The 26,462-nt window shown below is 60.2% G+C and carries 25 protein-coding genes and 3 pseudogenes; 12 read left to right on the forward strand and 16 right to left on the reverse strand.

Going from position 1 to position 26,462, the window contains the following annotated elements; translation table 11 throughout:
- The first annotated feature begins 184 nt into the window (after positions 1-184).
- Positions 185-1,480: an NCS2 family permease gene (locus QK293_RS22650; RefSeq protein WP_282381269.1), complete on the forward strand. Its 1,296-nt coding sequence runs from the start codon at positions 185-187 to the stop codon at positions 1,478-1,480.
- Positions 1,477-2,556, forward strand: a complete 1,080-nt coding sequence (gene trmA, locus QK293_RS22655) for a tRNA (uridine(54)-C5)-methyltransferase TrmA (protein WP_282381271.1) — start codon at positions 1,477-1,479, stop codon at positions 2,554-2,556. Before QK293_RS22650 ends, trmA begins: the two co-directional genes overlap by 4 nt.
- A gap of 53 nt (positions 2,557-2,609) precedes the next feature.
- On the opposite strand, the gene QK293_RS22660 is transcribed toward trmA, so the two are convergent.
- Complete coding sequence (locus QK293_RS22660; protein WP_271407487.1) at positions 2,610-2,816, reverse strand: 4-oxalocrotonate tautomerase family protein; 207 nt, start codon at positions 2,814-2,816, stop codon at positions 2,610-2,612.
- 143 nt (positions 2,817-2,959) lie between these two features.
- On the opposite strand from QK293_RS22660, the gene QK293_RS22665 reads away from it, so the two are divergent.
- Together QK293_RS22665 and QK293_RS22670 are read left to right on the forward strand one after the other, a co-directional pair.
- Positions 2,960-3,871: a LysR family transcriptional regulator gene (locus tag QK293_RS22665; RefSeq protein ID WP_282381278.1), complete on the forward strand. Its 912-nt coding sequence runs from the start codon at positions 2,960-2,962 to the stop codon at positions 3,869-3,871.
- Between the two features lie 261 nt (positions 3,872-4,132).
- Positions 4,133-4,331: pseudogene (locus QK293_RS22670) on the forward strand (shikimate dehydrogenase); the annotation flags it as partial.
- A gap of 3 nt (positions 4,332-4,334) precedes the next feature.
- Here the strand turns inward: QK293_RS22670 and QK293_RS22675 are convergent.
- On the reverse strand, positions 4,335-5,012 hold the full coding sequence (locus tag QK293_RS22675) for a TetR/AcrR family transcriptional regulator (protein ID WP_282381279.1): 678 nt from the start codon (positions 5,010-5,012) through the stop codon (positions 4,335-4,337).
- Positions 5,013-5,047: 35 nt separating this feature from the next.
- A pseudogene (locus tag QK293_RS22680) lies at positions 5,048-5,257 on the reverse strand (hypothetical protein); the annotation flags it as partial.
- 319 nt (positions 5,258-5,576) lie between these two features.
- Here QK293_RS22680 and QK293_RS22685 point away from each other — a divergent pair.
- A complete protein-coding gene (locus QK293_RS22685; RefSeq protein WP_282381280.1) occupies positions 5,577-6,470 on the forward strand; it encodes a neutral zinc metallopeptidase in 894 nt (297 codons plus the stop codon).
- Positions 6,471-7,430: an alpha/beta hydrolase gene (locus QK293_RS22690; RefSeq protein WP_282381281.1), complete on the forward strand. Its 960-nt coding sequence runs from the start codon at positions 6,471-6,473 to the stop codon at positions 7,428-7,430.
- 123 nt (positions 7,431-7,553) lie between these two features.
- Here QK293_RS22690 and QK293_RS22695 read toward each other — a convergent pair whose 3' ends face one another.
- The 3 genes from QK293_RS22695 to QK293_RS22705 form a co-directional block, all read right to left on the reverse strand.
- A complete protein-coding gene (locus tag QK293_RS22695) occupies positions 7,554-8,147 on the reverse strand; it encodes an HAD family hydrolase (protein WP_282381282.1) in 594 nt (197 codons plus the stop codon).
- Complete coding sequence (tesB, locus tag QK293_RS22700; protein ID WP_282381284.1) at positions 8,144-9,013, reverse strand: acyl-CoA thioesterase II; 870 nt, start codon at positions 9,011-9,013, stop codon at positions 8,144-8,146. Before tesB ends, QK293_RS22695 begins: the two co-directional genes overlap by 4 nt.
- Before the next feature lie 103 nt (positions 9,014-9,116).
- Positions 9,117-9,686, reverse strand: coding sequence for a GNAT family N-acetyltransferase (locus QK293_RS22705; protein WP_282381286.1), 570 nt, complete (start codon positions 9,684-9,686; stop codon positions 9,117-9,119).
- A gap of 73 nt (positions 9,687-9,759) precedes the next feature.
- On the opposite strand from QK293_RS22705, the gene QK293_RS22710 reads away from it, so the two are divergent.
- Complete coding sequence (locus QK293_RS22710; protein ID WP_282381289.1) at positions 9,760-10,680, forward strand: histone deacetylase; 921 nt, start codon at positions 9,760-9,762, stop codon at positions 10,678-10,680.
- Positions 10,681-10,867: 187 nt separating this feature from the next.
- Entirely contained in the window at positions 10,868-12,109 is a 1,242-nt protein-coding gene (locus tag QK293_RS22715) for a TIGR03862 family flavoprotein (RefSeq protein WP_282381291.1), read from the forward strand.
- Positions 12,110-12,238: 129 nt separating this feature from the next.
- Here QK293_RS22715 and QK293_RS22720 read toward each other — a convergent pair whose 3' ends face one another.
- Positions 12,239-13,573 (reverse strand): DEAD/DEAH box helicase, encoded by a 1,335-nt coding sequence (locus QK293_RS22720; RefSeq protein WP_282381292.1) that lies wholly within the window; start codon positions 13,571-13,573, stop codon positions 12,239-12,241.
- Between the two features lie 78 nt (positions 13,574-13,651).
- Positions 13,652-14,578, reverse strand: coding sequence for a drug/metabolite exporter YedA (yedA, locus tag QK293_RS22725; protein ID WP_282381293.1), 927 nt, complete (start codon positions 14,576-14,578; stop codon positions 13,652-13,654).
- A 163-nt stretch (positions 14,579-14,741) separates the two neighbouring features.
- On the opposite strand from yedA, the gene QK293_RS22730 reads away from it, so the two are divergent.
- A complete protein-coding gene (locus tag QK293_RS22730) occupies positions 14,742-15,194 on the forward strand; it encodes an Lrp/AsnC family transcriptional regulator (protein ID WP_282381295.1) in 453 nt (150 codons plus the stop codon).
- A 22-nt stretch (positions 15,195-15,216) separates the two neighbouring features.
- Here the strand turns inward: QK293_RS22730 and QK293_RS22735 are convergent, their stop codons facing one another.
- From QK293_RS22735 to QK293_RS22745, 3 genes are all read right to left on the reverse strand, one after another.
- On the reverse strand, positions 15,217-15,828 hold the full coding sequence (locus tag QK293_RS22735) for a 3'-5' exonuclease (RefSeq protein ID WP_282381297.1): 612 nt from the start codon (positions 15,826-15,828) through the stop codon (positions 15,217-15,219).
- A 22-nt stretch (positions 15,829-15,850) separates the two neighbouring features.
- Positions 15,851-16,330: an NYN domain-containing protein gene (locus QK293_RS22740; protein WP_236483033.1), complete on the reverse strand. Its 480-nt coding sequence runs from the start codon at positions 16,328-16,330 to the stop codon at positions 15,851-15,853.
- Between the two features lie 137 nt (positions 16,331-16,467).
- Positions 16,468-17,226 (reverse strand): DUF2076 domain-containing protein, encoded by a 759-nt coding sequence (locus QK293_RS22745; protein WP_282381305.1) that lies wholly within the window; start codon positions 17,224-17,226, stop codon positions 16,468-16,470.
- 175 nt (positions 17,227-17,401) lie between these two features.
- On the opposite strand from QK293_RS22745, the gene QK293_RS22750 reads away from it, so the two are divergent.
- Both QK293_RS22750 and QK293_RS22755 read left to right on the forward strand, forming a co-directional pair.
- On the forward strand, positions 17,402-18,076 hold the full coding sequence (locus QK293_RS22750) for a YciC family protein (protein ID WP_282381308.1): 675 nt from the start codon (positions 17,402-17,404) through the stop codon (positions 18,074-18,076).
- A 255-nt stretch (positions 18,077-18,331) separates the two neighbouring features.
- A complete protein-coding gene (locus tag QK293_RS22755; RefSeq protein ID WP_282381310.1) occupies positions 18,332-19,411 on the forward strand; it encodes an endonuclease/exonuclease/phosphatase family protein in 1,080 nt (359 codons plus the stop codon).
- A gap of 7 nt (positions 19,412-19,418) precedes the next feature.
- Here the strand turns inward: QK293_RS22755 and QK293_RS22760 are convergent, their stop codons facing one another.
- The 5 genes and pseudogenes from QK293_RS22760 to QK293_RS22780 all read right to left on the reverse strand — a co-directional run bounded on the left by QK293_RS22760 (position 19,419) and on the right by QK293_RS22780 (position 25,314).
- A complete protein-coding gene (locus QK293_RS22760; RefSeq protein ID WP_282381313.1) occupies positions 19,419-20,255 on the reverse strand; it encodes an ABC transporter ATP-binding protein in 837 nt (278 codons plus the stop codon).
- Positions 20,243-21,046: an ABC transporter permease gene (locus QK293_RS22765; protein ID WP_282381315.1), complete on the reverse strand. Its 804-nt coding sequence runs from the start codon at positions 21,044-21,046 to the stop codon at positions 20,243-20,245. The genes QK293_RS22760 and QK293_RS22765 overlap by 13 nt, the downstream gene beginning before the upstream one ends.
- A 9-nt stretch (positions 21,047-21,055) precedes the next feature.
- A pseudogene (locus QK293_RS22770) lies at positions 21,056-22,043 on the reverse strand (ABC transporter substrate-binding protein).
- A 375-nt stretch (positions 22,044-22,418) separates the two neighbouring features.
- A complete protein-coding gene (locus tag QK293_RS22775; protein ID WP_282381317.1) occupies positions 22,419-23,789 on the reverse strand; it encodes an aspartate aminotransferase family protein in 1,371 nt (456 codons plus the stop codon).
- Between the two features lie 31 nt (positions 23,790-23,820).
- A complete protein-coding gene (locus tag QK293_RS22780) occupies positions 23,821-25,314 on the reverse strand; it encodes an aldehyde dehydrogenase (protein ID WP_282381352.1) in 1,494 nt (497 codons plus the stop codon).
- 225 nt (positions 25,315-25,539) lie between these two features.
- On the opposite strand from QK293_RS22780, the gene QK293_RS22785 reads away from it, so the two are divergent.
- Positions 25,540-26,460 carry a LysR substrate-binding domain-containing protein gene (locus QK293_RS22785; protein ID WP_282381354.1) on the forward strand — a complete coding sequence of 307 codons (921 nt, stop codon included), beginning with the start codon at positions 25,540-25,542 and terminating at the stop codon, positions 26,458-26,460.
- Positions 26,461-26,462 lie beyond the last annotated feature (2 nt).

Below are 26,462 nucleotides of genomic sequence, written 5' to 3' on the forward strand. Positions count from 1 at the left end.
GCAGTTGGCTTTAGCGCAAAACATCGACGACGATCGCAGCCATAAGCAGCCATAGCCCCACGCTGCTGGTATGATGCGCGGCTTTTTCCGACCCACAGAAAATCACCAGGGCGCCATTAGCGGTCTGTGCTTTGCTGTTGAGGTCGATACATTCACGGCGCCGGGCGCGCCACGGGGAGCAGACATGCTGGAAAGGCTGTTTCAACTCAAGGCACACAACACCAACGTGCGGACCGAGATTCTGGCGGGCGTCACGACCTTTTTGGCCATGGCCTACATTCTGTTCGTCAACCCGAGCATTCTCGGCGAGACCGGCATGGACAAGGGCGCGGTGTTCGTCGCCACGTGCCTGGCAGCCGCCTTCGGCTCCACGGTGATGGGCCTGATCGCCAACTATCCGATCGCCCTCGCGCCGGGCATGGGCCTGAACGCCTTCTTTACCTACACCGTGGTCCTGCACATGGGCCATACCTGGCAAGTGGCGCTGGGGGCGGTGTTCATCTCGGCGGTGCTGTTTTTCCTGCTGTCGATCTTCCGCATCCGCGAATGGATCATCAACAGCATCCCGTTGCCGCTGCGTTCGGCGATTGCCGCCGGTATCGGCCTGTTCCTGGCACTGATCGCCCTGCATAACGCGGGCATCGTGGTGAGCAACCCGGCAACCATGGTCGGCCTCGGCGACTTGAAACAACCGGCCCCGATCCTCGCGACCCTCGGCTTTGCCCTGATCGTGGCACTTGAAGCGCTTAAAGTGCGCGGCGCGGTACTGATCGGCATTCTGGCGGTGACCGTCGCCTCGATCGTGATGGGCTTCACCCCGTTTGGCGGCGTGATGTCGATGCCGCCGTCCCTGGCCCCGACGTTCCTGCAACTGGACATCAAGGGCGCCCTGGACATCGGGCTGGTCAGCGTGATTTTCGCCTTCCTGTTCGTCGACCTGTTCGACAACTCCGGCACCCTGATCGGCGTCGCCAAGCGCGCCGGCCTGATGGGCAAGGACGGTCATATGCCGAAAATGGGCCGCGCCCTGATCGCAGACAGTACCGCGGCCATGGCCGGTTCGCTGCTGGGCACCTCGACCACCACCAGTTACATCGAATCCGCCGCCGGCGTGAGTGCCGGTGGCCGCACCGGCCTGACCGCCGTTGTCGTGGCGATTCTGTTCCTGTTGGCGCTGTTTTTCTCGCCATTGGCGGCCAGCGTTCCAGCCTTTGCTACCGCGCCTGCACTGCTGTTCGTCGCGGTATTGATGACATCCGGCCTGGCCGAAATAGACTGGGACGACATCACCGTCGCCGCACCGGTCGTGGTCACCGCCCTGGCCATGCCGTTCACTTATTCCATCGCCAACGGCATCGCCTTCGGTTTCATCTCTTGGACCGCGATCAAATTGCTGTCCGGCCGCGCCCGTGAGCTCAACTCGGCGCTGGTGATTCTGTCGATTCTGTTCGTGATCAAGTTGGGTTGGTTCAACGCATGACTTTTGATTCCCAGGCTTACGCCGTTCAGCTCGAAGAAAAGGTCACGCGCCTGCGTGACCTGCTGGCCCCGTTCGGTGCGCCAGAACCTGCAGTGTTCGACTCACCGCTGCAAAATTTCCGTCTGCGCGCCGAATTCCGCTTGTGGCGCGAAGCCGGTGAGCGTCACTACGCGATGTTTTCCCAGGAAGATAAACGCACACCGATCCTGATCGAAGCGTTCCCGATCGCAAGCCTGCGTATCAATCAGTTGATGCCGCAGCTTAAGGCGGCGTGGCAAGCCAGTGCGGCCTTGAGCCACAAGCTGTTTCAGGTGGAGTTCCTGACCACGCTGGCTGGCGATGCGATGATCACGCTGTGCTATCACCGCCCGCTGGATGAGCACTGGCACGCGGCGGCCTCGAAACTGGCCGCCGACCTGAACGTCAGCATCATCGGCCGTTCCAAGGGTAAACGCGAAGTGATTGGTCACGATTACGTGGTCGAGCAGATGGACGTCGGCGGTCGCACCTTCAGCTACCGCCAGCCGGAAGGCGCGTTCACCCAGCCCAACGGCACCGTGAACCAGAAGATGCTCAACTGGGCTTACGACGCACTCGGTGATCGCTCCGACGATTTGCTGGAGCTGTATTGCGGCAATGGCAACTTCACCCTCCCGCTCGCGACGCGCGTGCGCAAAGTGCTGGCCACCGAAATCAGCAAGGCCTCGGTTAACGCGGCGTTGAGCAATCTCAGCGAAAACGCTGTGGATAACGTCACGTTGGTGCGTTTGTCCGCCGAGGAACTGACCGAAGCCCTGAACGAAGTTCGTCCGTTCCGTCGTCTGCACGGCATCGATCTGAAGAGCTACGAGTTCGGTAGTGTCTTCGTCGATCCACCTCGCGCCGGCATGGACCCGGACACCTGCGAGCTGACCCGCCGCTTCGACAACATCCTCTATATTTCCTGCAACCCGGAAACCCTGGCGGCCAACATCGCCCAACTGCACGACACCCACCGCATCACCCGATGCGCAATGTTCGACCAGTTCCCGTGGACCCATCACATGGAATCCGGGGTGTTGTTGACTCGGCGTTGATTGCCGGTGCCAGACAAGAAAGCCGTCTCAATGACGGCTTTTTTTTCACACAATCACCCAGGCTGATTTTTTCGATACTCGGTCGTGGTCATTCCGGCATAACCCCAGTTATCCGTGTCGACCTCCTCGATCACGATGTGGGTCAGGTCCGGACGCTTGCCGAGGACTCGCTGCAAGGTGTCGGTGATTTCGGCGATGACCTGGGCTTTCTGCTCCCGGGTCACGCCGTCACGGGTAATACGTACGCTGACGAAAGGCATGACGTTTCTCCTGTCCGGTGATTAAAAAAGACCGACCACTTGCCGGTAATGAAGTCGGCGCTGGTCAAGTAAAGCACCGCTTCGGTGATTTCATCTACAGTGGCGAAATCCAGCACTTCATTTGATCCCCGGTGTCATCAATCATGCAGCGACAATTCGACGATCTTCAGTTGGGCAGCATCGAACTGTTTTGTCTGGCCGCCGAGGCTGGCAGCTTTACCGCCGCCGCGCTGGTGGCTGGCGTGACGCCGGCAGCCGTGAGCCGCTCGGTATCGCGCATGGAAGAGCGCCTGGGCGTGCGGTTGTTCGCCCGCACCACCCGCAGCGTCAAACTGACCGACAGTGGTCGGCGGTATTACGAGGAATGTCGTCAGGCGCTGGCGCAACTGGTCGAGGCCCAGCGCGAGGTCATGGGCCATCAGCAACAGCCTTCCGGCACGTTGCGCATCAGCATTCCCACCACCTATGCCCATCACCGGATTCTGCCGTTGCTGCCAGCTTTTCGGGCACGCTTTCCGATGGTGAAGGTCGAGTCGCACATCAGCAATCGCAATATCGATTTTGTCGGTGAGGGTTATGACATGGCGATCCGCGTGCGGGCGATTCCGGATTCCGGCCTGATCGCCCGCCACTTGGAGGATGCAGCACTGGTGATGATTGCCAGTCCCGATTACCTGAAACGTGCCGGTGTCCCGCACACACTGGATGACCTTCAGCAGCACGAATGCATTCAGTACGAACTGCCCAGCAGCGGTCGGCGGATTGCCTGGCTGTTCAACGACAATGGCGTGCACCGGGAGATTCTGGCCGAGGGTAATCTCAGTTGTTCCGACGACGTACTGGGCGGCGTGACCCTGGCCAAATACGGGGCGGGGTTGTTTCAGACCTACCGCTTCATCGTCGAAAAAGACCTGGCCGATGGCTCGCTGGTGGAAGTACTCAAGCCTTGTGGCGGGCGCTCGCGGCCGTTCACCCTGCTCTACCCGCAAAGTCGCCATATGCCGCTGCGGTTGAGGGCGTTTATCGATTTTCTGGTTGAACAGCTGCCTCGCTAGAAACCCGAAACCGTCCGATCACCGCACACAAAAACCTTGCGAACCGCCTCTTCAATTGACCAGATTAACCAGCTAGTACAATTTATCTCCCGAGGCTGAAACCCTCAGCCAATGCCAAAAATAATAAGTGGAGAGACCCCGATGCCCCCGATCGTTCTGGTGCTCAACGGCCCGAATCTGAACCTGCTAGGCACCCGAGAGCGCTGGAGCATTTAGTCCACGTTTGAAGGGGTGAAGGCCGTGACTTAGAACAACGCGGTATTGGCCGGACTGATCGGCGCCGGCATCCAGGCTTCCCGCACCCCTGCGCTGCACGAGCATGAAGGCGGCACAGGGTTTGCGTTACCTCTATCGCCTGATTGATCTGGATCAGTTGAAACTCGACAGCGACGCCCTGCCCGATCTGTTGATGGCCGCCGAACGCATGAATTTCACCGGCCTGAATATCACCTTTCCGTGCACATCAGGCCTGCAGATACCGCAAAACCGACTCGCAGATCATCTCCCGATGACGCTGCTTGATGCTTTCGTCCGGCAAGTCGATCTGAAAAGTCTCAGCGAAAGTATGGCGGTTCGATACGCGATAGAAGCAGAACGAGCTGATCAGCAGGTGCACATCCAGCGGCTCAAGTCCCGCGCGAAAAACGCCTTCCTCAGCACCACGACGCAAAATCTCGCCCAGTGAATCGAGAATGGTGTTGTTCATCGCCTTGATCGCATCGGAACGTTTCACGTATTCAGCGTTGTGAATGTTCTCGATGCTGACAATCCGCACAAAGTCGACGTTGCGATCATGGTGGTCAAAGGTGAATTCAACCAGCCGACGAATCGCTTCCACCGGCGCCAGTTCGGTCAGGTGCAGACGGTTTTCGGTGCTGCGGATATCGCCGTAGAGTTTCTCCAGTACCTCGACGTAGAGCTGTTCCTTACTGCCGAAGTAGTAATAGATCATGCGTTTGGAGGTGTGGATGCGCTCGGCGATCGCATCGACGCGTGCGCCGGAAAGCCCCTGCTGGACGAACTCGACAATGGCTTCTTGAAGGATGTTCTCGCGGGTCTTTTCCGGGTTGTTCTTGCGACTCTTGCGGGGCTCGGCCATGGGTTCGTCGGGCGCTGGGGAGAGTTCTGAAATAATTGTCATTGCGGGCTCACGGCCATCACGGCACAGGCTGGCAATTATGGGGCGCGCCGCACAGTGAAGGAAGCCGCGCGGCAGCGGTTTGTACCCGTGTTTACGATTTCCCTACAACTTTGCCTGACATACGGCACCACTGCGGATTTGGCCATGGCCGCCAGTCGCACCGCCACGTTGGCCGCACCGTATCCCGCGTAGCCATTCTTGCGCTGGATAATTTCAAAGAAAAACCACCCTTCAAACGGTTCGGTGAGCCGGCCATGATCGAGGCTTTCCTCGAAGCCGACCACCGACTGGGACCTGTCGCGCACGATCGAGACCCTGGTGTCGCTCAAGGATGCGGTCGACCAATAATCCCGCCGACGCAGGCGGTCGCCTGCTCGATAAAAATCCATCGCCTGAAGGAATTAGATGGGTTGTCCGTGTTCAATACGAGTCTGGAGTATTCCCGGCAACCCACCACAGGTTGCCGGGAAGGCTCCTGCGCGCAACAAAAGATGGACGACCGGACTGGCGCCGCTCCCACTCAGCAGCAACACTCATCCCCACGGACAATCAGAGGATTCCCACATGCTATGGAAAAAAGGCCGACGCAGCGACAACGTGGTCGATGCCCGTGGAGATGATGCCGGCGGTGGTGGTGGCGGGATGCGCTTCGGTGGCGGCAAGGGCCTGAGCCTGACGGCGATTATATTGATCGTCGGGATCGGCTGGATCACCGGCCAGGACCCGATGCAAATCCTCGGGCAACTGACCGGGCAGATGAGCGAGCAATCGGCACCCGCACCGACCGAAACCCGCAAGGCCCCGCCGGCCAATGATGAAGGGGCCGAGTTCGTGCGCTCGATCCTCGGCGATACTGAAGACACCTGGAATCAGATTTTCCAGCAGGCGGGTCGTCAATATAAGGAACCGACCCTGGTGCTGTTCAGTAGCCGCGTCAATTCGGCCTGTGGCCTGGCAACATCGGCGACCGGCCCTTTCTATTGCCCGGAGGACCAGAAGGTTTACCTGGACATGAGTTTCTTCCAGGAAATGTCTCAACGCTTCTCAGCTGCTGGCGACTTCGCTCAGGCCTACGTGATCGCTCACGAAATCGGACACCATGTGCAGACCTTGCTCGGTGTTTCGGCGAAGATTCAGACCGCCCGCCAACAGGGCCGGCAGATGGAAGGCGACGGCGGTTTGCTGGTGCGCCAGGAACTTCAAGCCGATTGCCTGGCCGGGGTCTGGGCCAACAATGCGCAGAAACGTCTGAACTGGCTGGAACCCGGTGACATCGAAGAAGCCTTGAACGCCGCCAACGCCATCGGCGATGACCGCTTGCAGCAACAAGGTCAGGGGCGCGTGGTCCCGGACTCGTTTACGCATGGTACGTCGGCGCAAAGGGTGCGCTGGTTCAAAACCGGATTCGCGCAAGGCCAGGTCGGCCAGTGCGATACCTTTGCAGCGAAAAACCTATAAATGAATAAGTGGCTGTTAGCTCTACTGATCACCTGCGCAAGCGCCCAGGCTGCCGAGCATGCGGTCAAGGAGGTCAGCCCCGGACGGCTGCTGTTGACTTCAGGTGAAATCGCGGTGGGCATCGGCCCGGCGCCGACGAAAATCGAACGCGTGCTGATCATCATCCACGGTCGATTGCGCAATGCCCAAACCTATCGCCAGAGCGCCGAGCACGCGGCCGAGCAGGCCGGGCAAAGCGCAACCACCTTGGTGATCGCCCCGCAATTTCTCAATGAAACCGACGTCGCGCTCCACCCAGTGGCTGACAGCGTATTGCGCTGGCAGGGCAATGACTGGATGGCTGGCGGCTTATCCACTGCTCCGTTTTCCCTGAGCTCCTACGCGGCGCTCGACGAAATCATCGCCCGAATCGGCGATCGAAAACAGTTTCCGGACGTGAAGCAAATTGTCATTGCCGGTCACTCCGGTGGCGCTCAGGTGGTGCAGCGATACGCGTTGCTGGGCCACGATCAGCCAGCGCTCAAGGCGGCCGACATACAGGTGCGTTACGTCATTGCCAACCCGTCGTCTTATGCGTACTTCGATGAACGACGGCCGGTGGCGTTCAGCCACGCCGGTTGCCCGAATTTCAATCGCTGGAAATATGGGCTGGCGAATCTCCCTGCCTACGCTGATGGGCAAACACCCGCGCAGCTGAAGGAAAACTACGTCAAGCGTGACGTCGTTTATCTATTGGGGCAGCAGGACATCGACCCGAAGCAACCGGCGCTGGATAAAAGCTGTGAGGCCCAAGCTCAGGGAGCCAATCGATTGATTCGCGGGCGCAATTATTTTGCTTATCTGAAACGGCTGCACCCTCAAGGACTGAGTCAGCAACTGATCGAAGTGCCCGGGGTCGGGCATGATGGGGAGGGTATGTTCAACTCGCCTGAGGGGCAGAAGGCGTTGTTCGGGCAGTGAGTTTTTGTGGTGTTTTAGCCGACGCCATCGCCGGCAAGCCTTGCTCCTACGGGGTTGTGGTGTGCACGCGATTGCATTTACACCAAGGACCTGTAGGAGCAAGGCTTGCCCGCGAAGGGGCCCTCAAGCCGACAACATCTGCCGCAACGCCACGCAATCGGCGGCATGCCAATCAGTCAATTCCGGCCAGGGATTATCCGGCAGGTTCACCAACACCGTCCGCGTCCCTGCCGCCCGGCCGCAATCCAGATCAAAGCGGTAATCACCGACCATCACCATCTCACTGGCCGGTACATTCCAGGCCTGGGCCAACTTCAGCAAACCACCTGGATGGGGTTTTGGCGGTGCTTCATCACGGCCCAGCACATCTTCCACCGCGAAGCAGTCGGCCAGACCGATTGCCTCCAGCGTCACATGCGCCAGTTCGCGAGCATTGCGGGTGAGAATGCCCAGGCGATAACCGCGCCCGGCCAGTTCACGCACCAGTGCTACCGCGCCCGGTGCCGCTGTCGAACCCAGCGCCAGGTCTCGTTCGTGTTCCAGCAACCATGCATGTTTGGCCATAGCTTCATCGGCCGGGAGCGCGGCGAGGTGGGTCAGGATGTCGTCTTCGGCCGGGATCGCCAGCGCCACGCGAATTGCCGCGAAATCATGCACGGCCACCGTCAGAGTGCCGTCCATGTCGAACACCCAGTGCCGCACCTCGGCCAGGCTCATGCCCAATCCTTGCGGTGGCGAATCAGGCCTTCCTGCGTGACCGAGGCCACCAGTTGCCCGGCGCGGTTGAACACGCTGCCGCGGGAGAAACCACGGGAATTGCCGGCCCACGGGCTGTCCATCGCATACAGCAGCCAGTCATCGGCGCGCAGATCGGCGTGAAACCACAGCGAATGATCGAGGCTGGCGACCTGCATGTCTTTCTGCCAGACCGACTTGCCGTGAGGCTGCATTGACGTGGTCAGCAGACCGAAATCCGAGGCGTAGGCCAGCAGGTATTTATGCAACGCCGGGGAATCGGCCAAGGCACCGTCGGCGCGAAACCAGACGTACTTGATCGGATCGGACGGTTGCGGGTTGTAGGGATCTTTCTCGGTGATCGGTCGGAACTCGATCGGTTTGGGGCACAGAAATTTTTCGCGCATGTGCTCGGGAATCAGGTGCGCACGCTGCTGGGTGAGTTCCAATTCCGACGGCAGGTTTTCCGGGCCGACCACAATCGGCATCTCGACCTGGTGCTGGAAGCCTTCTTCGTCGTACTGGAAGGAAGCGCTGCAGGTGAAGATTGGGTTGCCTTTCTGAATCGCTGTCACCCGACGCGTACTGAAGCTGCCGCCGTCGCGTACCCGATCAACCTGATAAACCACGGGCAACGCGGAATCGCCCGGACGCAGGAAATAACCGTGCATCGAATGCACATGGCGCGCTTCTTCGACCGTCTGACTGGCCGCCGACAGGGACTGACCGATTACCTGACCGCCGAACAGCTGACGAAAACCCAGGTCCTGGCTGCGGCCACGGAACAAGTTTTCTTCGATCGGTTCCAGGGTCAACAGGTCAACCAGATCATCCAACACTTGGCTCATTCAGACTCTCCTCACACAACGCATGCCGCGCAGTCTTGGCTGCGACGGTCGATTCAATTTCTGGCCAGGGCCCATGGGAGCCATTGTAAACGTCCGTGCCGGCTTATCCATGCAAGGTTTGCAGCCATTGTTCACGAGTGATGCGGTACAGCACATGGTGACGCAGGGGATGATCGACCGCGAGCTTCGGATGTTCAAAATCATCGGCTGAATCATGGTGCATGCCGATCGCCTGCATGACTTTCTGCGACGGCAGGTTGGTTTCGCTGGTGAAGGACACGACTTCTTTCAGCGGCAACCGGTCAAACCCGCAGCGCAGAGCGGTCCACGCCGCTTCACTGGCGTAGCCAAGGCCCCAGTGCTCGCGGGCCAGGCGCCAGCCGATTTCAGTGGCCGGGGTGAAAGGCGCGTCGAAACCAATCACCCCGAGCCCGGTAAACCCGATAAATGCCCCGGTATCCTTGCGCTCCAGCGCCCAGAGACCGAAGCCATGCTCGGCAAAATGGCCACGAATCCGTCCGATCAGCGAAGCACTTTCCAGTCGACTCAAGGGCGCCGGAAAATATCGCATCACCTGTGGATCGGCGCACATCGCCGCAAACGCCGGCAAATCCTCATCGCGCCACTGCCGTAACAGCAGTCGCGCGCTCTCGAGTTCCAGTATCGGCTCCATCGTGCCCCCCGTTTCCATGCCGCAAGTCTACATCGCTGGTAGGATCCTTCCTTCATTCCGAACTGAATTCGTCATGCCCCCGCCCCTGATCTACCACGAAGACTACAGTCCCGAGTTCCCGGCGGATCACCGCTTCCCCATGGACAAGTTTCGCCTGCTGCGCGATCACCTAGTGGACAGCGGCCTGACCCGGGACGCCGACCTGCTGCGCCCCGACCTCTGCCCGCCAGAGATTCTCGCCCTCGCTCATGACTCTGCGTATATCGAACGCTATATGAGCGGCGAATTGTCCCGCGAAGACCAGCGGCGCCTCGGCCTGCCGTGGAGCGAAGCCTTGGCCCGGCGCACGGTGCGGGCAGTTGGCGGCTCGCTTCTGGCCGCCGAGCAGGCGCTGGAACATGGCTTGGCCTGTCACTTGGCGGGTGGCACCCATCACGCCCACTACGACCATCCTGCTGGGTTTTGCATCTTCAATGACCTGGCAGTGATCAGCCATTTCTTGCTGGAAAGCGGCCGTGTGAATCGGGTGCTGATCTTCGACTGCGATGTGCATCAGGGTGACGGTACTGCACGGATTCTGCACAACACCCCGGACGCGGTGACCGTTTCCCTGCACTGCGAAAAGAATTTTCCTGCACGCAAGGCCGAAAGTGACTGGGACATTCCACTGCCCATGGGGATGGGCGATGCCGACTACCTGAAGGTGGTGGACGATGCGCTCAACTATTTGCTGCCGCTCTACCAACCTGACCTGGTGCTGTACGACGCCGGTGTCGATGTGCATAAAGATGACGCACTCGGTTACCTGAAGCTGACCGACGAAGGCGTGGCCGCTCGCGATGAAAGTGTGATGCGTCATTGCCTGGGCCGCGATATTCCGGTGGTCGGCGTGATCGGCGGCGGCTACAGCAAGGACCGCAAGGCGTTGGCGCGCCGTCATGGAATCCTCCATCACAGCGCGCAGCGGGTCTGGCAGTCATCAGGTTGTCATTGAGGTGTGGGTCTTTACCCACAATGTCTGTGGAACTGCCTGTGGATAACCTGAGTGAAAGGTACTGCAGGCCATGCTGCCTATAGCCTGTAAAGGGGTGATTATTTTTTGATCAGCTTCTTCAACAACGCCCACAATGATTCGTGCTGGTAGAATGCGCGGCTTATTCCGCCACGCCGCAGCTCTAGCCATGACCCAGCCCTCGCCTTCCTCCACTTCTCACGTTGCCATCATCGGCGGCGGCCCCGCCGGTTTGATGGCGGCTGAAGTGCTGAGCCAGGCCGGGATCAAGGTTGATCTGTACGACGGCATGCCTTCAGTGGGGCGAAAATTCCTGCTGGCCGGTGTGGGTGGCATGAACATCACCCATTCCGAAGCTTATCCGGCGTTTCTCTCGCGCTACGCCGAACGCGCGCCGCAGATTGCGCCGTTGCTGCGAGGTTTCGGGGCCGAAGCCTTGTGCCAATGGATTCATGACCTGGGCATTGAAACCTTTGTCGGCAGCTCCGGCCGAGTTTTTCCTACAGACATGAAGGCCGCCCCCCTATTGCGTGCATGGCTCAAACGCCTGCGTGACAGCGGCGTCGTTATCCACACCCGTCACCGCTGGCTCGGCTGGAATGACAGCGGCGAATTGCGCATCGACAGCCCCGAGGGCGAAAAAACCGTCAAGACTGACGCAACCTTGCTGGCCCTCGGCGGCGGCAGCTGGTCGCGCCTCGGCTCGGACGGCGCCTGGATGCTGCCACTGGAACAACGCGGCGTAGGACTTGCGCCGCTGCAACCGAGTAATTGCGGCTTCGAGGTGCAGGCCTGGAGCGAGTTGATGGTCAGCAAATTCGCCGGCGCACCGCTGAAAAACATCGCCATTGGCCTCAATGACGACGTCCCACGGCTCGGCGAATGCGTGATCACGGCGACCGGGATTGAAGGCAGTTTGATCTACGCCTTGTCAGCACCGATCCGCGAAGCCATCAATCAGCACGGCTCGGCGACGATTCACCTCGACCTGTTGCCGGGCAGGGCTGTGGATAAAGTCCAGACTGCGCTGAGCAAACCGCGTGGGTCTCGTTCCATGTCGAAACATTTGCACAGCCAGCTCGGGATCGAGGGTGTGAAAGCGGCGTTGCTGCGCGAACTCACTCCGGCCGAATGCTTCGCTGATCCGGCGCTGCTGGCCAAAGCGATCAAGGCGTTGCCACTGACGTTGGTGAAAACCCGTCCGCTGGATGAAGCCATCAGCAGCGCCGGTGGCGTGATGTTCGAATCGATGGATGAACGATTGATGCTCAAGCAACTGCCTGGCGTGTTCTGCGCGGGGGAAATGCTCGATTGGGAAGCGCCGACGGGGGGGTATTTGCTGACGGCGTGTTTCGCCAGTGGTAGAACGGCGGGGTTGGGGATGGTGGAGTGGTTGAAGCGAGGGGCGTGATGATCGTTCCCACGCTCTGCGTGGGAATGCCTCTTCGGACGCTCCGCGTTCGGCTTTGAAGGGACGCGGAGCGTCCCGGGCTGCATTCCCACGCAGAGCGTGGGAACGATCAACAGACGCCGCAGAGAATCAAGGCTTACGCTTACGCGGCCCAGTATTAAACACTGGCACCTTGCGCACAGGCTTGATCGAAGGTTCCGGCGCCGAAGCATCACCACTCTCAACCCACTTGCCCAGATTGCGTTTGCCGCCGCCGGACGTCTTCGGCTTCTTCGGTTTTTTCGGCTTCTTGACCACCTGACCGCTGGCATCGGTATCCGGCACCCGGTGCTCAGGCTCGAAGTCATGCTCCATCTGGCGAGGCAATGTCTGACGGGTCAACGTCTCGATGGCCGACAGCAGATTCACTTCATCGGCGCAGACCAGCGAAATAGCCTGCCCGGTGGCACCCGCGCGACCGGTACGACCAATCCGGTGGATGTAGTCCTCAGCCACGATCGGCAGGTCGAAGTTGACCACCAATGGCAAATCTTCGATATCCAGACCACGGGCCGCGACGTCGGTGGCCACAAGAATCTGCACTTCACTGGCCTTGAAACGGTCCAGCGCACGCTGACGGGTCGCCTGCGGTTTGTCACCGTGGATGCCGTCGGCGTTGATGCCCAGGCCCTGGAGTTTTTCCACCAGCGCGTCCACGCCATTGCGGGTCTTGGCGAACACCAGCACCTGCTTCCACTTGCCCTTGCGCAGCAAATGGATGAACAGCTCCGGCTTGCGCTTCTTGTCCACCACCACAACCCATTGCTTGACGGTGTTGGCAGCGACGTTGCGCGGGCTGACTTCGATGCTCAACGGATCGTTGAGCATTTGTCCGGCCAGCAAACGGATCGCGTCGGAGAAGGTCGCGGAAAACAACAGCGTCTGACGTTGCTTCGGCAGCACACGGTAAATGTTCCCCAGCTCCTCGGAAAAACCCAGATCCAGCATGCGGTCGGCTTCGTCAAGAATCAGGGTTTGCAGCTGATTGAACTTTAGGGCCTTCTGGCGATACAGGTCGAGCAAACGACCCGGGGTCGCCACCAGCACGTCGACACCTTTGCGCAGCTTCATCATTTGCGGGTTGATGCTGACGCCGCCGTACACCGCGTAAGTGCTCAACGGTAGATTCTCGGCGTACTGACGCACGGCTTCGTGAACCTGTTCCGCCAGTTCGCGGGTCGGCACCAGGATCAGGGCGCGCACCGAGTTGGAGGCAACTTTCGGCCCTTCCATGGCCAGCAACTGCAGCAGCGGCAGCGCGAAACCGGCGGTCTTGCCGGTGCCGGTCTGGGCCGCAGCCATCAGGTCGCGACCGGCCAGCACCGCCGGAATGGCTTGCGCCTGAACCGGCGTAGGAGTCTGGTAGCCGAGCGTCTCGAGAGAGCGCAGCAAGGGTTCGATCAGGCCAAGGGAGGCGAAAGTCATGGGATTACCGTAGGAAAATTCAGCGCGGGTTTTTCAAAACAAGTGTGCAAAACGAGATGCAATGGCGCGCAGTTTACCCTAATTCACACGGGATTCTGTCGGCACCGCTACGGCAGGTCGAACGGGAGCTCGACGCCACTGCGGCAACCCGATCAACACTACGGCACTGATGATCACCAGCATCGCCAGCCCTTCTTCAATACCGATGGTCTCACCGACAAACACGATCCCCAGCAACACCGCCACCGCCGGGTTGACGTAGGCATAACTGGTGGCCGCCGCCGGACGCACGTTTTTCAACAGGTACATGTAGGCGTTGAAAGCGATGATCGAACCGAAGACCGTCAGGTAGGCCAAGGCTGCCCAGCCTTCAATCGGCGGCATGCTTTCCAGATGTTCACCGCTCAGCGCACTGCCGATCAACAACGCCACGCCGCCCACCAGCATTTCCACGGCACTGGCCATCGCGCCCTGGGGCAACGGCAAATGTTTGCTCCAGACTGAACCGAAGGCCCAGGAAGCTGCCGCGAATATCAGCAATGCGGCGCCCAGCGGGCTCGATTGCAAGTTGGAGCCGAGGTTGAGCATGGCAATGCCGATCAGCCCGAGCATAATCCCGGCCCATTCGAGACGGGTATTACGCGCACCCCAGAAGTATCCGCAAAGCAAGGTAAACAGCGGCACTGTCGCCACCGCCAGCGCGGCAACGCCGGAAGCGACACCCGTGTGTTCGGCGACACTGACCGCACCGTTGCCGCACGTCAGCAGCAAGATCCCGATGATCCCGGCGGCCTTCCACTGCGCCCAGGTCGGTGCCGGCGCCCCGCGCCAACGCAGGAACGCGTACATCAGCGTCCCGGCGATCACGAAACGAATACCGGCGAGCAGCAACGGCGGCCAGTACTCCACGCCGATGCGAATCACCAGGTAGGTCGAGCCCCAAATCACGTACAACGCGAAAAAGGCGGCGATCAACGGCAAGGGAAAACGGCGTAGGCCAGGCATGGGGCGGCTCGTAGGCAAGACAAGTGAACAGCTATTCTAGAAAGGCCAGCGGCGTAAAATAAGTTACAAAACCTGTTTATAGCGCCGGTACACTTTTCAAAACACGGAGATTGCCGTTATAAACCGTGCTTTCGAAAGTCAGTCATTTTTCAGGATTACCACGATGGATAAATACGACCGCACGCTCCTCAGCGCCCTGCTGGAAAACGGTCGTGCGTCCTACGCCGACCTGGCGCGCAAAGTGAACCTGTCCGCCCCGGCCGTGGCCGAGCGCGTGGCCAAACTCGAAGCCTGCGGGGTGATCACCGGGTACCAGGCGAAAGTCGACATGGCCAAGCTTGGATTGCCGATCCAATGCGTCATCGAACTGCGCCTGAACCAGCACGGTAATCAGAAGGCCTACGATGATCTGGTCAAAATCCCACAACTGACCGAATGCCACCGGGTGACGGGTGATCCGTGCGTGATCATGCAGGCGGCGGTGGGATCGATGCCGGAGCTGGAAGAGTTGATTAACCGGATTGCCAAGTTCGGGTTCAGCAAGACGTCGATTGTGTTGTCGAGTGCCATCGAGAAGCGCGTGCCATTGGGGCAGTTGGAAGGAAATGGCAAATAGGTTCAGGGGATTTGCGGTGTTTTTAGAATCCGCGATGCCGCTTCAAGTGCTCATTGATCTTCGCCGCCGGCACTTTCTGCAAGCTGACCAGCAGATCATGCGACAACTCGCGCAACCCGTGCTTTTGCCGCAACTCCTGAGCCAAATGCGCCGTCAGGTTGGCCGCCATCTCGGCATCGGCCATGGCCCGGTGAGCTTTACCTGTGTTGGGCAGGCTGGCGTACGTGGTGAGGGTGCCAAGTTTGTGGTTCGGCGCGGCGGGCATCAAACGGCGGGCGAGTAGCAGCGAGCAGGCAAAGTTCTGCAAGCGTGTGCGCTTGATGCGGCCGAGTTCAAAGTCCCAGAACTTCTGGTCGAACGCGGCGTTGTGCGCCAGCAGCGGTGTGATGCCGACGAACTCGTTGACTTCGTTCATCACCTGCTCGGCCGACGGCGCGGTGCGCAGCATGGCGTTACTGATGCCGGTGAGTTGTTCGATAAAGGCCGGGACGCGCACGCCGGCATTCATCAGGCTCTGGTAACGCTCGACGATGCGCCCCTGTTCAAGGATCACCACGGCAATTTCCGTGGCCCGGCAGCTGCTGCTCGGGGAGATCCCGGTGGTTTCAAAGTCGATGACTGCTATGCGTTCCAAACCTGTTTCAACTCCGTAAAAATCAATTCTTGAGCAGCAACGCGCCTTCGATCGGCACGTAGCGGCTGGCGGCGCGGATCAGCGAGTTGGCCGTCAGGCCCGGCACGCCGTAGGCCACCGCTTGCACCCCGTGCTTTGTGATGATGCGCTCCAGCAGCATGTCGAAATCACCGTCACCGGAGGCCAGCACCACTTCGTCGACATGATCGGCGGCGTCCATGATATCGAGGGTGATGCCCACGTCCCAGTCGCCCTTGGCCGAGCCATCGCTGCGCTGGATGTAGGGCTTGAGCTTCACGGTGAAACCGAGGTTGCGCAGGATCTGCTGGAATTGCTGCTGTTTGCTGTCGCCACGATCGATCGCGTAGGCATAGGCCTCGACGATCTGCCCCTGTTTGCTGATGTCAGCCCACAGGGCGGCATAGTTGAAGTGGCAACCATAAGCCTGACGCACGGTGTAATAGAGGTTCTGGACATCGGCGAACACTGCGATTTTTTTCACCGGTCATCCTCATTAGCGCGCCGGAGCGCGGGCAGGATCAGGCACCAGGCCCGAAAAGTTGCCCAGTATGCCAGTCTGAAGGATTGTTCCGCGAATAATCGGCCCGGAGCGCCAGAGCGCTCCGGACGAATGGTGTATCAGACGAAGGAATCGTCGTCGCCGCCGAAAAACGATGAGCTGTCATCGCTGTAGCCGGCGTCGGTAAAGCCGCCCTGATCGTTGGCGTTGTTGTCAGCCACGCGCTGATCATCGCCTCCGCCATTGCCGCTGTCGCTCTGATCATTGACCTGAGCCGGTTCTTCCTTGATGACTTCAGCCACTTCCGGCTGCTGATTGTGGTGGAACAGGCTGCTGATGCCTTGCGCCAGCATCACGCCACCGGCCACACCGGCTGCGGTTTTCAGCGCACCACCGAGGAAACCGCTGCCGGCAGGCTGTTGCGCAGCGTCATTCTGCTGAGGAGGCGCTGAGCCGAAGTTCTGTTGTGGCGGCTGCGAATTGAACGACGGCCCCGCCGGTTCACGCCAGCCGCCACCGCTCGATGCGGGTGGGCTTTGGGTTGGAGCAGGCTGCGAATCACGGGAACCGCCACCGAATATGCTCGATAGAAAGCCGCCGCTGGTTGCCGGAGCCGCCGGCTGAGCTTTGGCCTGCTGCAGTTCGGCCTGCAATTGCTGGACTTGCTGAGCGAGTTGCTTGTTCTGTTCGTCGAGGCTCTTGAGGGCCGCCTCTTGCACCAGAATCGCCTGGGTCATGAAATAGCCTGCCGCTGGCTGGCGAGTCAGGTGTTCCTTGATCCGCGCCTCAGCCTGGGCGTCGCGCGGGGCTGAGTCCGTTTCGGCCTGTTGCAGCCGGGAAAACAGTCCATCGATCAGGGTTTGTTCTTCGCTGTTCATGGCGACCTCGTAGATTGCCGGGAATATCTGCCCTATCCACTGTGGATAAGGGACACCCCTCTAATGGAGGTTGATGCAGGATGTTTCAATGGTCTTTACCGAACGTTTACGTTTGCGCCCCAAAGCGCTTCATCGGTTAAAGTGTGCCACTGCTTCCAACCTGCGATACCGACTGATGAATTCGTTCGATGTACTGCGTGACTCTCTGTATTTCTTCAAACGCAATCTGGGCCAGATCGTTCGGCTGTGCCTACCGCTGGTGATCTTCGAGGCGCTGTTGCAACTGGTGGTCGACCACTCCACCGAGCCGGACAGTTTTCCTGGTATCAGCGTGATGGTCGGCTTGCTGGTCTACCCGCTTTACTCCGGCGCACTGATCCTGTTTCTCGATGCTCGCAGCCGTGGCGAATCGCCGCGAAATCGCGACCTGCTGGCGATGTCCGCGACCCTGTGGCCACGCTTCGCCCTGCTCACCGCCCTCAATACCCTGCTGATTCTGATCGGCCTGTCGCTGTATTTCCTGCCGGGCATCTGGCTGATGGTGACCCTGGCGTTTGGCGAATACCTGTTGGTGCTACGCGGCCTGGCCCCGCTGGCGGCGATGAAGGAAAGCCTGCGCCTGACCCGCGGCCACTTCCTGCGCATTCTGGTGTGCATTTTGTGCGTGATGGCGCCGTTGTGGCTACTCAAGGGCGCGACCCTCGCGGTTTACCCAGAGCCGCAGAACCCGGTGTTTTCTCTGCTGATCGACAGTGCTCACAGCTTCCTGCAACTGTTCACCAGCGTGGTGCTGTTCCGCTTGTTCATGCTGATCAGCGATGTGCCCGAAAAAATTGACGGGCCGCTCTGACTAGACGACGCGCCCCTTGTAGCAGCTGGCGCAGCCTGCGTTCGGCTGCGAAGCAGTCGCAAAATCAGTGCTCAGGGTGAATCAGGTAAATCGCGTGAGCCGGTTTAACGACTGCTTCGCAGCCGAACGCAGGCTTCGCCAGCTGCTACAGGGGCGTGTCACGGCTAATTGATGGGTATGCCGTTTCGCCCTTGGGCTTAAGCCGGATGCTCGGTTATGCTCGGGGTCAACTTTTGTAACGCTATAAGCCGAGCCATGACCCGTCTACTGCGCTACACCCTGCTGGGCCTGTTGATGATGACCGGCCTGATTGCCTTGCTGATCTACAACCTGACCTGGCGTCCCGAACCCAAGGAAGCATTACCGGTCGTTTGCAACGCCCAGGCACCGACGCTGGTGCCCGGTCAGGCGCTGAAGGTGATGACCTGGAACGTCCAGTACCTGGCGGGAAAACGCTACGTATTCTGGAATGACCTGGCGGCCGGCAATGACGAAAAACCCACGCCCGATGACATGGCCTTCAGCCTTGATGAAGTGGCGCGGGTGATCCGCGACGAGCAACCGGATGTCGTGCTGTTGCAGGAGCTGGATGACGGCGCCAAGGCCAGCGATTACCAAAGCCAGTTCAAGCTGCTTCAGGAGCGGGTCGCGGACCTTTATCCGTGCGGCGCTCACGCCTTCGACTGGAAAGCCGATTTCGTGCCTGAGTCGCACATTTTCGGCAGCGTCGGCCGGCAGTTGGCCACCCTCAGCCGCTATCAGATCGAGCACGCCGAACGCCTTCAATTACCGGTCGTGCCGGCCAACTTCGTCACCCGCCAGTTCAAACCGAAAAACGCCTTGTTGGTCACCTATCTGCCGCTGAGTGACGGCGGTCAGGTAGCGGTGCTCAACACCCATCTGGACCGCGTTACCCAGCCCGACGAAACGCTGCAAGCCCAGGTGACGGCCGTGGCCAAAGTCCTCGACACGTTCGAAAGCCGCGGCACGCCGTGGTTGATCGGCGGGGACTTCAACCTGTTGCCGCTGGGGCAATATCGACGCCTGCCCGATGAGCAACGCACGCCCTACTCCGCCGACAGTGCGCTGCATGTGCTGTGGGACAAGTACCCGATGATCCCGACCAACAACGAAGCCAGCGGCATTGATCGAGCGCGGTGGCTGACCCACTACCCGAACGATCCGGGCTTGAACGGCCCGGACCGGACGGTCGACTTCCTGTTCTACAGTCCGCGGATCAAACGGGTCGAGGCGATGGTGAGGCAGGACGACACCTTGCGCATTTCCGATCACTTGCCAGTGATCGCAAGGTTCCTCTTGCCTGCGGCGCCCTAGGGCTGAATCAATGTTCCTCCTCCAGCTCATCATGCAGTAACCCGAAGATCTTGCGCTTCATGTCGATGAACGAGCGCTCCATGACCCTGTCCAGGGTCCGTGGGCGCTCGATCGGCACGTCCAGAATTTGCTTGATCCGCCCAGGCCTGGCCCCCATCACGTAGACCCGGTCACCCAGCAGAATCGCCTCGTCGATATCGTGGGTCACGAACAACACGGTCTTCTTGCTGTTGCCCCAGACCCGCAACAACAGCTGCTGCATTTGCAGGCGCGTCTGGCTGTCGAGTGCGCCGAAGGGCTCGTCCATCAGCAGGATTTGCGGGTCGTTGGCCAGCGCCCGAGCAATGGCGACGCGCTGCATCATGCCGCCGGAAAGCTGCTTGGCGTAGTTATCGGCGAACCCGGTCAGACCCACTTCGTTGACGTAGTAGTCGACGATGTCCTTGCGCTGGGCGGCCGCCATGCCGCGACGCTTGAGGCCGAACTCGACGTTCTGGCGCACGGTCAGCCAGGGGAACAGCGTATAGCTCTGAAACACCATGCCGCGATCCGCGCCCGGGCCCTGCACGTGCTGACCGCCGACGTAGATTTCGCCTTCCGTGGGCTCATTCAGACCTGCCGTGAGATACAGCAGACTCGACTTGCCGCAGCCCGAAGGCCCGACCAGTACGGCGAATTGTTGATCCGGCACTTCGAAAGACACCTGCTCTAACGCTGTGAATATTCCGCCATCAGGCTTCTGATAACGCAGGCTGACCTTGTCCACTTGCAGCCGTGGCGCGGCGTGCACCGGGGCCGCCTGTGGCGTGATGAAACGCGGGTTGACGGCGCTTACTGAGCCCATGCGGTGATCCTCAGACGTAGGAAACGAAACAGTTGATCGGTGACCAGGCCCAACAGGCCGATGATCGCGATGGCCAGAAAGATCACATCCACTTGAAAGCCGCGCATGGCTTTAAGGCTCAGGTAACCCAGGCCGCTGGACGCCGCAACCAGCTCGGCGACCACCAGGTAAGTCCAGGCCCAGCCCATCGTCACGCGCAAGGCATCGAGCACACCCGGCAACGACGCCGGGGCAATCACATGCAGCACCGCATCGCGGCGGTTCGAACCCAAGGTGTAAGACGCGTTGATCAGGTCCTTGGAGATACCTTTGGACACGTCCGCGATCATCACCAGTTGCTGGAAAAACACGCCGAAGATGATCACCGAGACCCGCTGCTCCAGACCGATGCCGATCCACAGAATGAACAACGGCACGAACGAAGTGACCGGCAGGTAGCGGATGAAATTGACCATCGGCTCAAGGAACGCCTGGACGATGCGAAAGCTGCCCATCAGCAACCCCAGCGGCACCGCCACCAACGACGAGACGATGAAACCGACCATCACCACTTCGAGGCTGGCCCATACATGCAGGCCGAGGGTGCCGTCGCGGCTCAGGCGCACGGCGGCCTCGACCACCGCGCCCGGTGTCGGCAAGAACATGCCCGGCACCACGCCGCCGTAAGACAACCCGGCCCACAGGCCGACCAACAACACCCAGGCCAGACCGCTCGCGCTCCAAATCACCGAAACCGGCAAACCGGTCTTGGGCGTGATACAGCGGCTCAGCCATGAATTGCGCTTGAACATGCGGACCTCCTAGAGCGGGCTGACGAAGCGGTTGTCGATCAGGTCGTCATTGCTGACGTTGTACGGTTTGCCCTGCAATTCACTGGCGGTCTCGTTGGCCAGTTTGATCAGCGGTGCGCTGTCGCCCGGCTTGCCTGGCGAGCCGAAGAGTTTTTCGCTCATGGCCTGATCGTAAAAGCGCACGCCTTGTGCGGCAGCCGCCAGCTCCTTCGGATCGGCGAGGTAACCGCCGACGCCTTTGGCCATGATTTTATAGGCTTCTTCCGGATGGTCCTGGGTGTACTGGACCGCTTTGTACAGACCGGCCACCAACGCCTTGACGTCTTCCGGTTGCTTCTCGATGACGGTGCAATTGAGCGCGACCACATCGACAATCACTCCCGGCGTGCTGCTGCTGTCGATCAGCACCTTGCCTTGTTGCTTGTTGCGGACCATCGACAGATGCGGCTCCCAGGTCACGGCGGCCGGCACGCGACCGGCGATGAACGCGGTGGCGGCATCGTCGGCGGTCATGTTCTGCACGGTGATGTCGCTCATTTTCATGCCGTGTTTTTTTCAGCAAGTACGACAGCCAGAACTGCGAGGTAGAACCTTCGTTCACCGCCACGGCTTTGCCCTTCAGCTCCTGCAGACTCTTGACGTCCTTGCCCACGAGCACGCCGTCGCCACCATGGCTGTCATCGAGTGCGGCCACCGCTTTGAAGCAGAATTGCGGGCGGTACTTGAGCACTTCGTCGATGGTCGACGCCGACCCCGATAACTCTCCCGAGGCTTGCGCAGCCATGTACATCGAAGCCTCTTCGACGACAGGCAATTCGACGGTCAGACCGTTTTCCTTGAAGTAGCCCAGATCCCGGGCCAGGTAGAGCGTGCCATATCCGACCCACGTGGTGTGGCCGATGGACAGGGTGCCGGCCTGGGCGCTGGTAGCGACCGTGGCGGCGATGGCGGTGACCGCCAGCGGATGAGCGAAGCGGGTAAGCAAGGACTTGATCATGGAGCACTCCCAAAGCTGTTGATTTAGTTTTGTCATGGGCAGTACGGCCAGTGGCCTTGGAGCAGAAGCAACCTGAGGTCTCTGATGGACCTTTCGGCGGTCAGCGTTTGGCTGACTGGCGAGGTCGATGTTGGCCCAAGGCGGGGATTAGGAAAATTAGGAAATATGTCGATGGGAGTGATGAAAAAACTGGGTAGCGTGCGCGGTAAAAGGGCAGTGTTGGCGGGGGTGCACGGGGTGGGTGCAAAAGGTGAGACGATGATCGTTCCCACGCTCCGCGTGGGAAATGCAGCCCGGGACGCTCCGTGTCCCAAAGCGGACGCAGAGCGTCCATTGAGGCATTCCCACGCAGAGCGTGGGAACGATCAGTGGAGCTCAGAGTCGGCCGTATTCCTGCGCCGTGCGATCGACTGCCTTGAGGGTCTTGCCGACCAACTCATCAACCTCTTCGCGACTGGCAATCAACGCCGGCGCCATGATCATCCGCCCCAGCGTCGAGCGAATAATCACCCCTTCTTCGAAGCCGATCGTGCGGCAACGCCAGGCAATGTCGTTCTCATTGGCAAAGCGCTTGCGACTGGTTTTGTCCTCTGCCAATTGCAGCGCTGCGACCATGCCGACACCCTGAATATCGCCCACCAACGGGTGATTGCCGAACACCTCGCGCAAGCACTGTTGCAGGTAGGGGCCGATGTCATCCTTGACCCGCGTCACCACCCCTTCATCACGCAAGGCCTTGAGGTTGGCGATGGCCACCGCCGCTGCCACCGGGTGCCCGGAGTAGGTCAAGCCGTGGGCAAACACCCCGCCCTGCTCCACCAATACCTGGGCGATTTTCTTCGACAGAATCAGACCGCCCATGGGGATGTAACCCGAGGTCAACCCCTTGGCGATGGATAAGGTGTCCGGCTCGAAACCGAAGTGCTCGTGGGCGAACCATTCACCGGTGCGGCCAAAGCCACCGATCACTTCATCGGCGCACAACAGCACGTCGTACTTACGGCAGATTCGTTGAATCTCCGGCCAGTAACTCTCTGGCGGAAAGATCATCCCGCCAGCGCCCTGGAACGGTTCGGCGATAAACCCGGCAACCTTGTCCGCACCCAGTTCGAGAATCTTCGCTTCCAGTTGCTGCGCCGCCCGCAGGCCAAATTCAGCCGGGGTCAGGTTGCCCTCGTGGGCGAAGAAGTACGGTTCATCGATGTGTTCGATGTCGGGGAGCATGCCGCCCATTTCGTGCATGAACTTCATGCCACCGAGCGCCGTCGCCGCCAGGGTCGAGCCGTGGTATCCGTTCCAGCGACCAATCATGATTTTCTTCTCGGGCTTGCCAAGAACCTGCCAGTAACGCCGCACGGTGCGGATCAGCACCTCGTTGGCTTCGGAGCCGGAGTTGGTGTAGATCGCGTGGCTGTAGTGCCCCGGCAACAGGCTGAACAGCAGCTCTGAGAGCTCGATCACCTGCGGGTGGGTGGTGTGGAAAAACATGTTGTAGTACGGCAACTGTTCCAGCTGCCGGGTCGCTGCAGCCGCCAGATCCTTGCGCCCGTAACCGAGGTTGGTGCACCACAGCCCGGACATGCCGTCGAGGTAACGCCGACCATCGTTGTCCCACAGGTGCAGACGCTCGCCACGGACCATCACCCGAGGGCCTTCATCGTTGAGCGCTTTTTGATCGACGAATGCGTGGATGTGGTGCGCAGCGTCGGCGGCCTGGTAGTCGCGGGTTTCACGTGGTGTGGTCATCGCCAGTTCTCCGTTTTGTTATTAGCGGCTGTTATGAGCGCAGCTGAAACCAGGTGGTTTTCAACTGGGTGTATTTATCGAATGAATGCAGCGATAGGTCGCGGCCGAAACCGGACTGTTTACCGCCGCCAAAAGGGACGGTCACGTCCAGCGCATCGACGCTGTTGACCGACACCGTGCCTGCTCGCAACTGCCGCGCCACGCGGTGGGCGCGATTGAGATCATCGGTCCACAGCGAGGCCGCCAATCCGTAGACGCTGTCGTTGGCCAGCTGCAAGGCGTGAGCCTCGTCATCGAACGCCGTGACCGCCAGCACCGGGCCGAACACTTCATCGCGAAACAGCGGCATGTCCGGGCTCACGCCGGTGAAAATCGTCGGCTGGATGAAGTTGTCGGAACCGTGGAAAATCGACTGCCGCCCACCGCACACCTTCGTTGCACCGTGGCGCTCAGCCTGCTGAATAAACTTCATGATGCGCGAGGTCTGACGGCTGTCGACAATCGCCCCGGCGCGGCTCGTCGGGTCCAGCGGGTCACCCGGCTGCCAGCATTCGGCCTGCGCCTTGAGGCGCTCGACGAACTCGTCATGGATCGAACGCTCCACCAGCAACCGCGAGTTGGCCGAACACACTTCACCCTGATTGAAGAAGATCCCGAACGCGGCTTTCTGCGCCGCCAGATCGAGGTCCTGGCAATCGGCGAACACCAGATTGGCGCTCTTGCCGCCGCATTCCAGCCACACCTGTTTCAGGTTCGATTGCGCGGAGTACTGCATGAAATACTTGCCCACTTCGGTGGAGCCGGTGAACACCAGGCAATCGACATCCGGGTGCAAACCGAGGGCTTTGCCGGTCTGCTCGCCGAGCCCCGGCAGCACGTTCAGCACGCCGGCTGGCAAGCCGGCTTCCAGCGCCAGCTCGGCCAGACGCAGGGCGGAAAACGGTGACTGCTCAGCGGGTTTGAGGATCACAGAATTGCCCGCCGCCAGCGCTGGCGCGAGTTTCCAGGCGGCCATGTCCAACGGGAAATTCCACGGCACCACCGCAGCGACCACGCCCAGCGCCTCGCGGGTGATGGTTGCCAGCACGTTTTGTGCACTGGGGGCGATCTGGCCGTAGAGTTTGTCGAGGCTTTCGGCGTACCAGCGAAACACCCCGGCGGCGCCCGGTACGTCGATGTTGTAGGCGTCCATCACCGGTTTGCCCATGTTCAGCGAATCGAGCAGCGCCAGTTCTTCGCGGTGGGCCATGATCAGGTCGGCGAGGCGCAGCAGCACTTGCTTGCGCTCGCCCGGCGATCGCGCCGACCAGGTCCCGGCCTCGAACACTTGCCGCGCATTGCTGACCGCGGCGTTCACCTCTTCATCGCCGCACGCAGTCACATTTGCCAGACACTGGCCGGTGGCCGGATTGATCGCTGCGAAAGTCTGGCCCGACTGCGCCGAGCGAGATTTGCCGTCGATGACGGCCTGGTCGGGTAACCGCAGCGCGGCAGCTTTGTTTTGCCAATATGCAAGCTCGAACACGTTCAGATGCTCCATGGACTTTTCTTGTGTCTGGATGGTGGCCCAGGCCCGTGTCCAGGAAAAATAGTAAAAATATCTTCGCAGACCATGAAAAAACTGGGCAGCCAATCTCCCCGGTGGCGCGGTATGTGGTTATTGTTCAGGCATAACAACACCGTCGTCAGAACGGATGCAGTCGGCGCAAAAATTGCCTGGATGTCGAGTCCATCCACCCCGAGGTTTGCCGTGGCTGCCTACAACCTGCGTCAATTGAAATACTTCATCACCACCGTTGATTGCGGCAGTGTCGCCGAGGCTTCGCGTAAGCTGTACATCGCCCAGCCGGCGATCTCCACGGCGATCAAAGGCCTGGAGGACAGCTTCGGCGTGCAACTGCTGATCCGTCATCACGCCCAAGGCGTGTCCTTGACCCCCAGCGGCGCGCGCTTTTATCGCAAGGCCCAAGACCTGTTGCGCATGGCCAAGGAGTTCGAACAGAACGCCCTCGCCGACAACGACGTGGTGGCCGGGCAAATCGATATCGGTTGCTTCGAAACGGTCGCTCCGCTGTACCTGCCACAGTTGATTGCCGGGTTCTCGGCGCTGTACCCGGGGGTGAAAATCCGCATCCGCGACGGCGAGCAGCAAGAGCTGGTGCAAGGCCTGACGTCGGGCACCTTCGACCTGGCGATCCTGTACGAACACGACCTCGACGCCACCATCCAGACCGAACCGCTGATGCCGGCGCAGCGCCCTTATGCGTTGTTGCCGGCGGATCATCGCTTTGCTCAGCTCAAGCAAGTGTCGCTGCGCGATCTGTGCCTGGAGCCGATGATTCTGCTGGATGTGCAACCGAGCCGGACCTACTTCGTCAGCTTGTTCGAAGAGTTGGGGCTGACGCCGAACATTGCCTTCAGCTCACCGTCGATCGAGATGGTGCGGGGGATGGTCGGGCAAGGGTTCGGTTTCTCGATCCTGGTCACCCGGCCGCATTCGGAATGCACCTATGACGGCCAGAAAGTGGTGTGCGTGGACATCGTCGAAGACGTCACCGGCTCTGGGCTGGTGGCGGCGTGGCTCAAGCGCGGGCAGTTGACCAAACCCGCGCAGTTGTTTGCTGATTATTGTCGGGAGCAACTGACCGCCAAGGCCGGGGCCAGGCCTTAGCG

Source organism: Pseudomonas sp. AL03 (assembly GCF_029960815.1).
Classification (GTDB): domain Bacteria; phylum Pseudomonadota; class Gammaproteobacteria; order Pseudomonadales; family Pseudomonadaceae; genus Aquipseudomonas.

Coding starts and splice junctions, on each gene's coding strand:
- QK293_RS22650 (WP_282381269.1), top strand. CDS start 185: ATGCTGGAAAGGCTGTTTCAACTCAAGGCACACAACACCAACGTGCGG.
- trmA (WP_282381271.1), top strand. CDS start 1,477: ATGACTTTTGATTCCCAGGCTTACGCCGTTCAGCTCGAAGAAAAGGTC.
- QK293_RS22660 (WP_271407487.1), bottom strand. CDS start 2,816: ATGCCTTTCGTCAGCGTACGTATTACCCGTGACGGCGTGACCCGGGAG.
- QK293_RS22665 (WP_282381278.1), top strand. CDS start 2,960: ATGCAGCGACAATTCGACGATCTTCAGTTGGGCAGCATCGAACTGTTT.
- QK293_RS22675 (WP_282381279.1), bottom strand. CDS start 5,012: ATGACAATTATTTCAGAACTCTCCCCAGCGCCCGACGAACCCATGGCC.
- QK293_RS22685 (WP_282381280.1), top strand. CDS start 5,577: ATGCTATGGAAAAAAGGCCGACGCAGCGACAACGTGGTCGATGCCCGT.
- QK293_RS22690 (WP_282381281.1), top strand. CDS start 6,471: ATGAATAAGTGGCTGTTAGCTCTACTGATCACCTGCGCAAGCGCCCAG.
- QK293_RS22695 (WP_282381282.1), bottom strand. CDS start 8,147: ATGAGCCTGGCCGAGGTGCGGCACTGGGTGTTCGACATGGACGGCACT.
- tesB (WP_282381284.1), bottom strand. CDS start 9,013: ATGAGCCAAGTGTTGGATGATCTGGTTGACCTGTTGACCCTGGAACCG.
- QK293_RS22705 (WP_282381286.1), bottom strand. CDS start 9,686: ATGGAGCCGATACTGGAACTCGAGAGCGCGCGACTGCTGTTACGGCAG.
- QK293_RS22710 (WP_282381289.1), top strand. CDS start 9,760: ATGCCCCCGCCCCTGATCTACCACGAAGACTACAGTCCCGAGTTCCCG.
- QK293_RS22715 (WP_282381291.1), top strand. CDS start 10,868: ATGACCCAGCCCTCGCCTTCCTCCACTTCTCACGTTGCCATCATCGGC.
- QK293_RS22720 (WP_282381292.1), bottom strand. CDS start 13,573: ATGACTTTCGCCTCCCTTGGCCTGATCGAACCCTTGCTGCGCTCTCTC.
- yedA (WP_282381293.1), bottom strand. CDS start 14,578: ATGCCTGGCCTACGCCGTTTTCCCTTGCCGTTGATCGCCGCCTTTTTC.
- QK293_RS22730 (WP_282381295.1), top strand. CDS start 14,742: ATGGATAAATACGACCGCACGCTCCTCAGCGCCCTGCTGGAAAACGGT.
- QK293_RS22745 (WP_282381305.1), bottom strand. CDS start 17,226: ATGAACAGCGAAGAACAAACCCTGATCGATGGACTGTTTTCCCGGCTG.
- QK293_RS22750 (WP_282381308.1), top strand. CDS start 17,402: ATGAATTCGTTCGATGTACTGCGTGACTCTCTGTATTTCTTCAAACGC.
- QK293_RS22755 (WP_282381310.1), top strand. CDS start 18,332: ATGACCCGTCTACTGCGCTACACCCTGCTGGGCCTGTTGATGATGACC.
- QK293_RS22760 (WP_282381313.1), bottom strand. CDS start 20,255: ATGGGCTCAGTAAGCGCCGTCAACCCGCGTTTCATCACGCCACAGGCG.
- QK293_RS22765 (WP_282381315.1), bottom strand. CDS start 21,046: ATGTTCAAGCGCAATTCATGGCTGAGCCGCTGTATCACGCCCAAGACC.
- QK293_RS22775 (WP_282381317.1), bottom strand. CDS start 23,789: ATGACCACACCACGTGAAACCCGCGACTACCAGGCCGCCGACGCTGCG.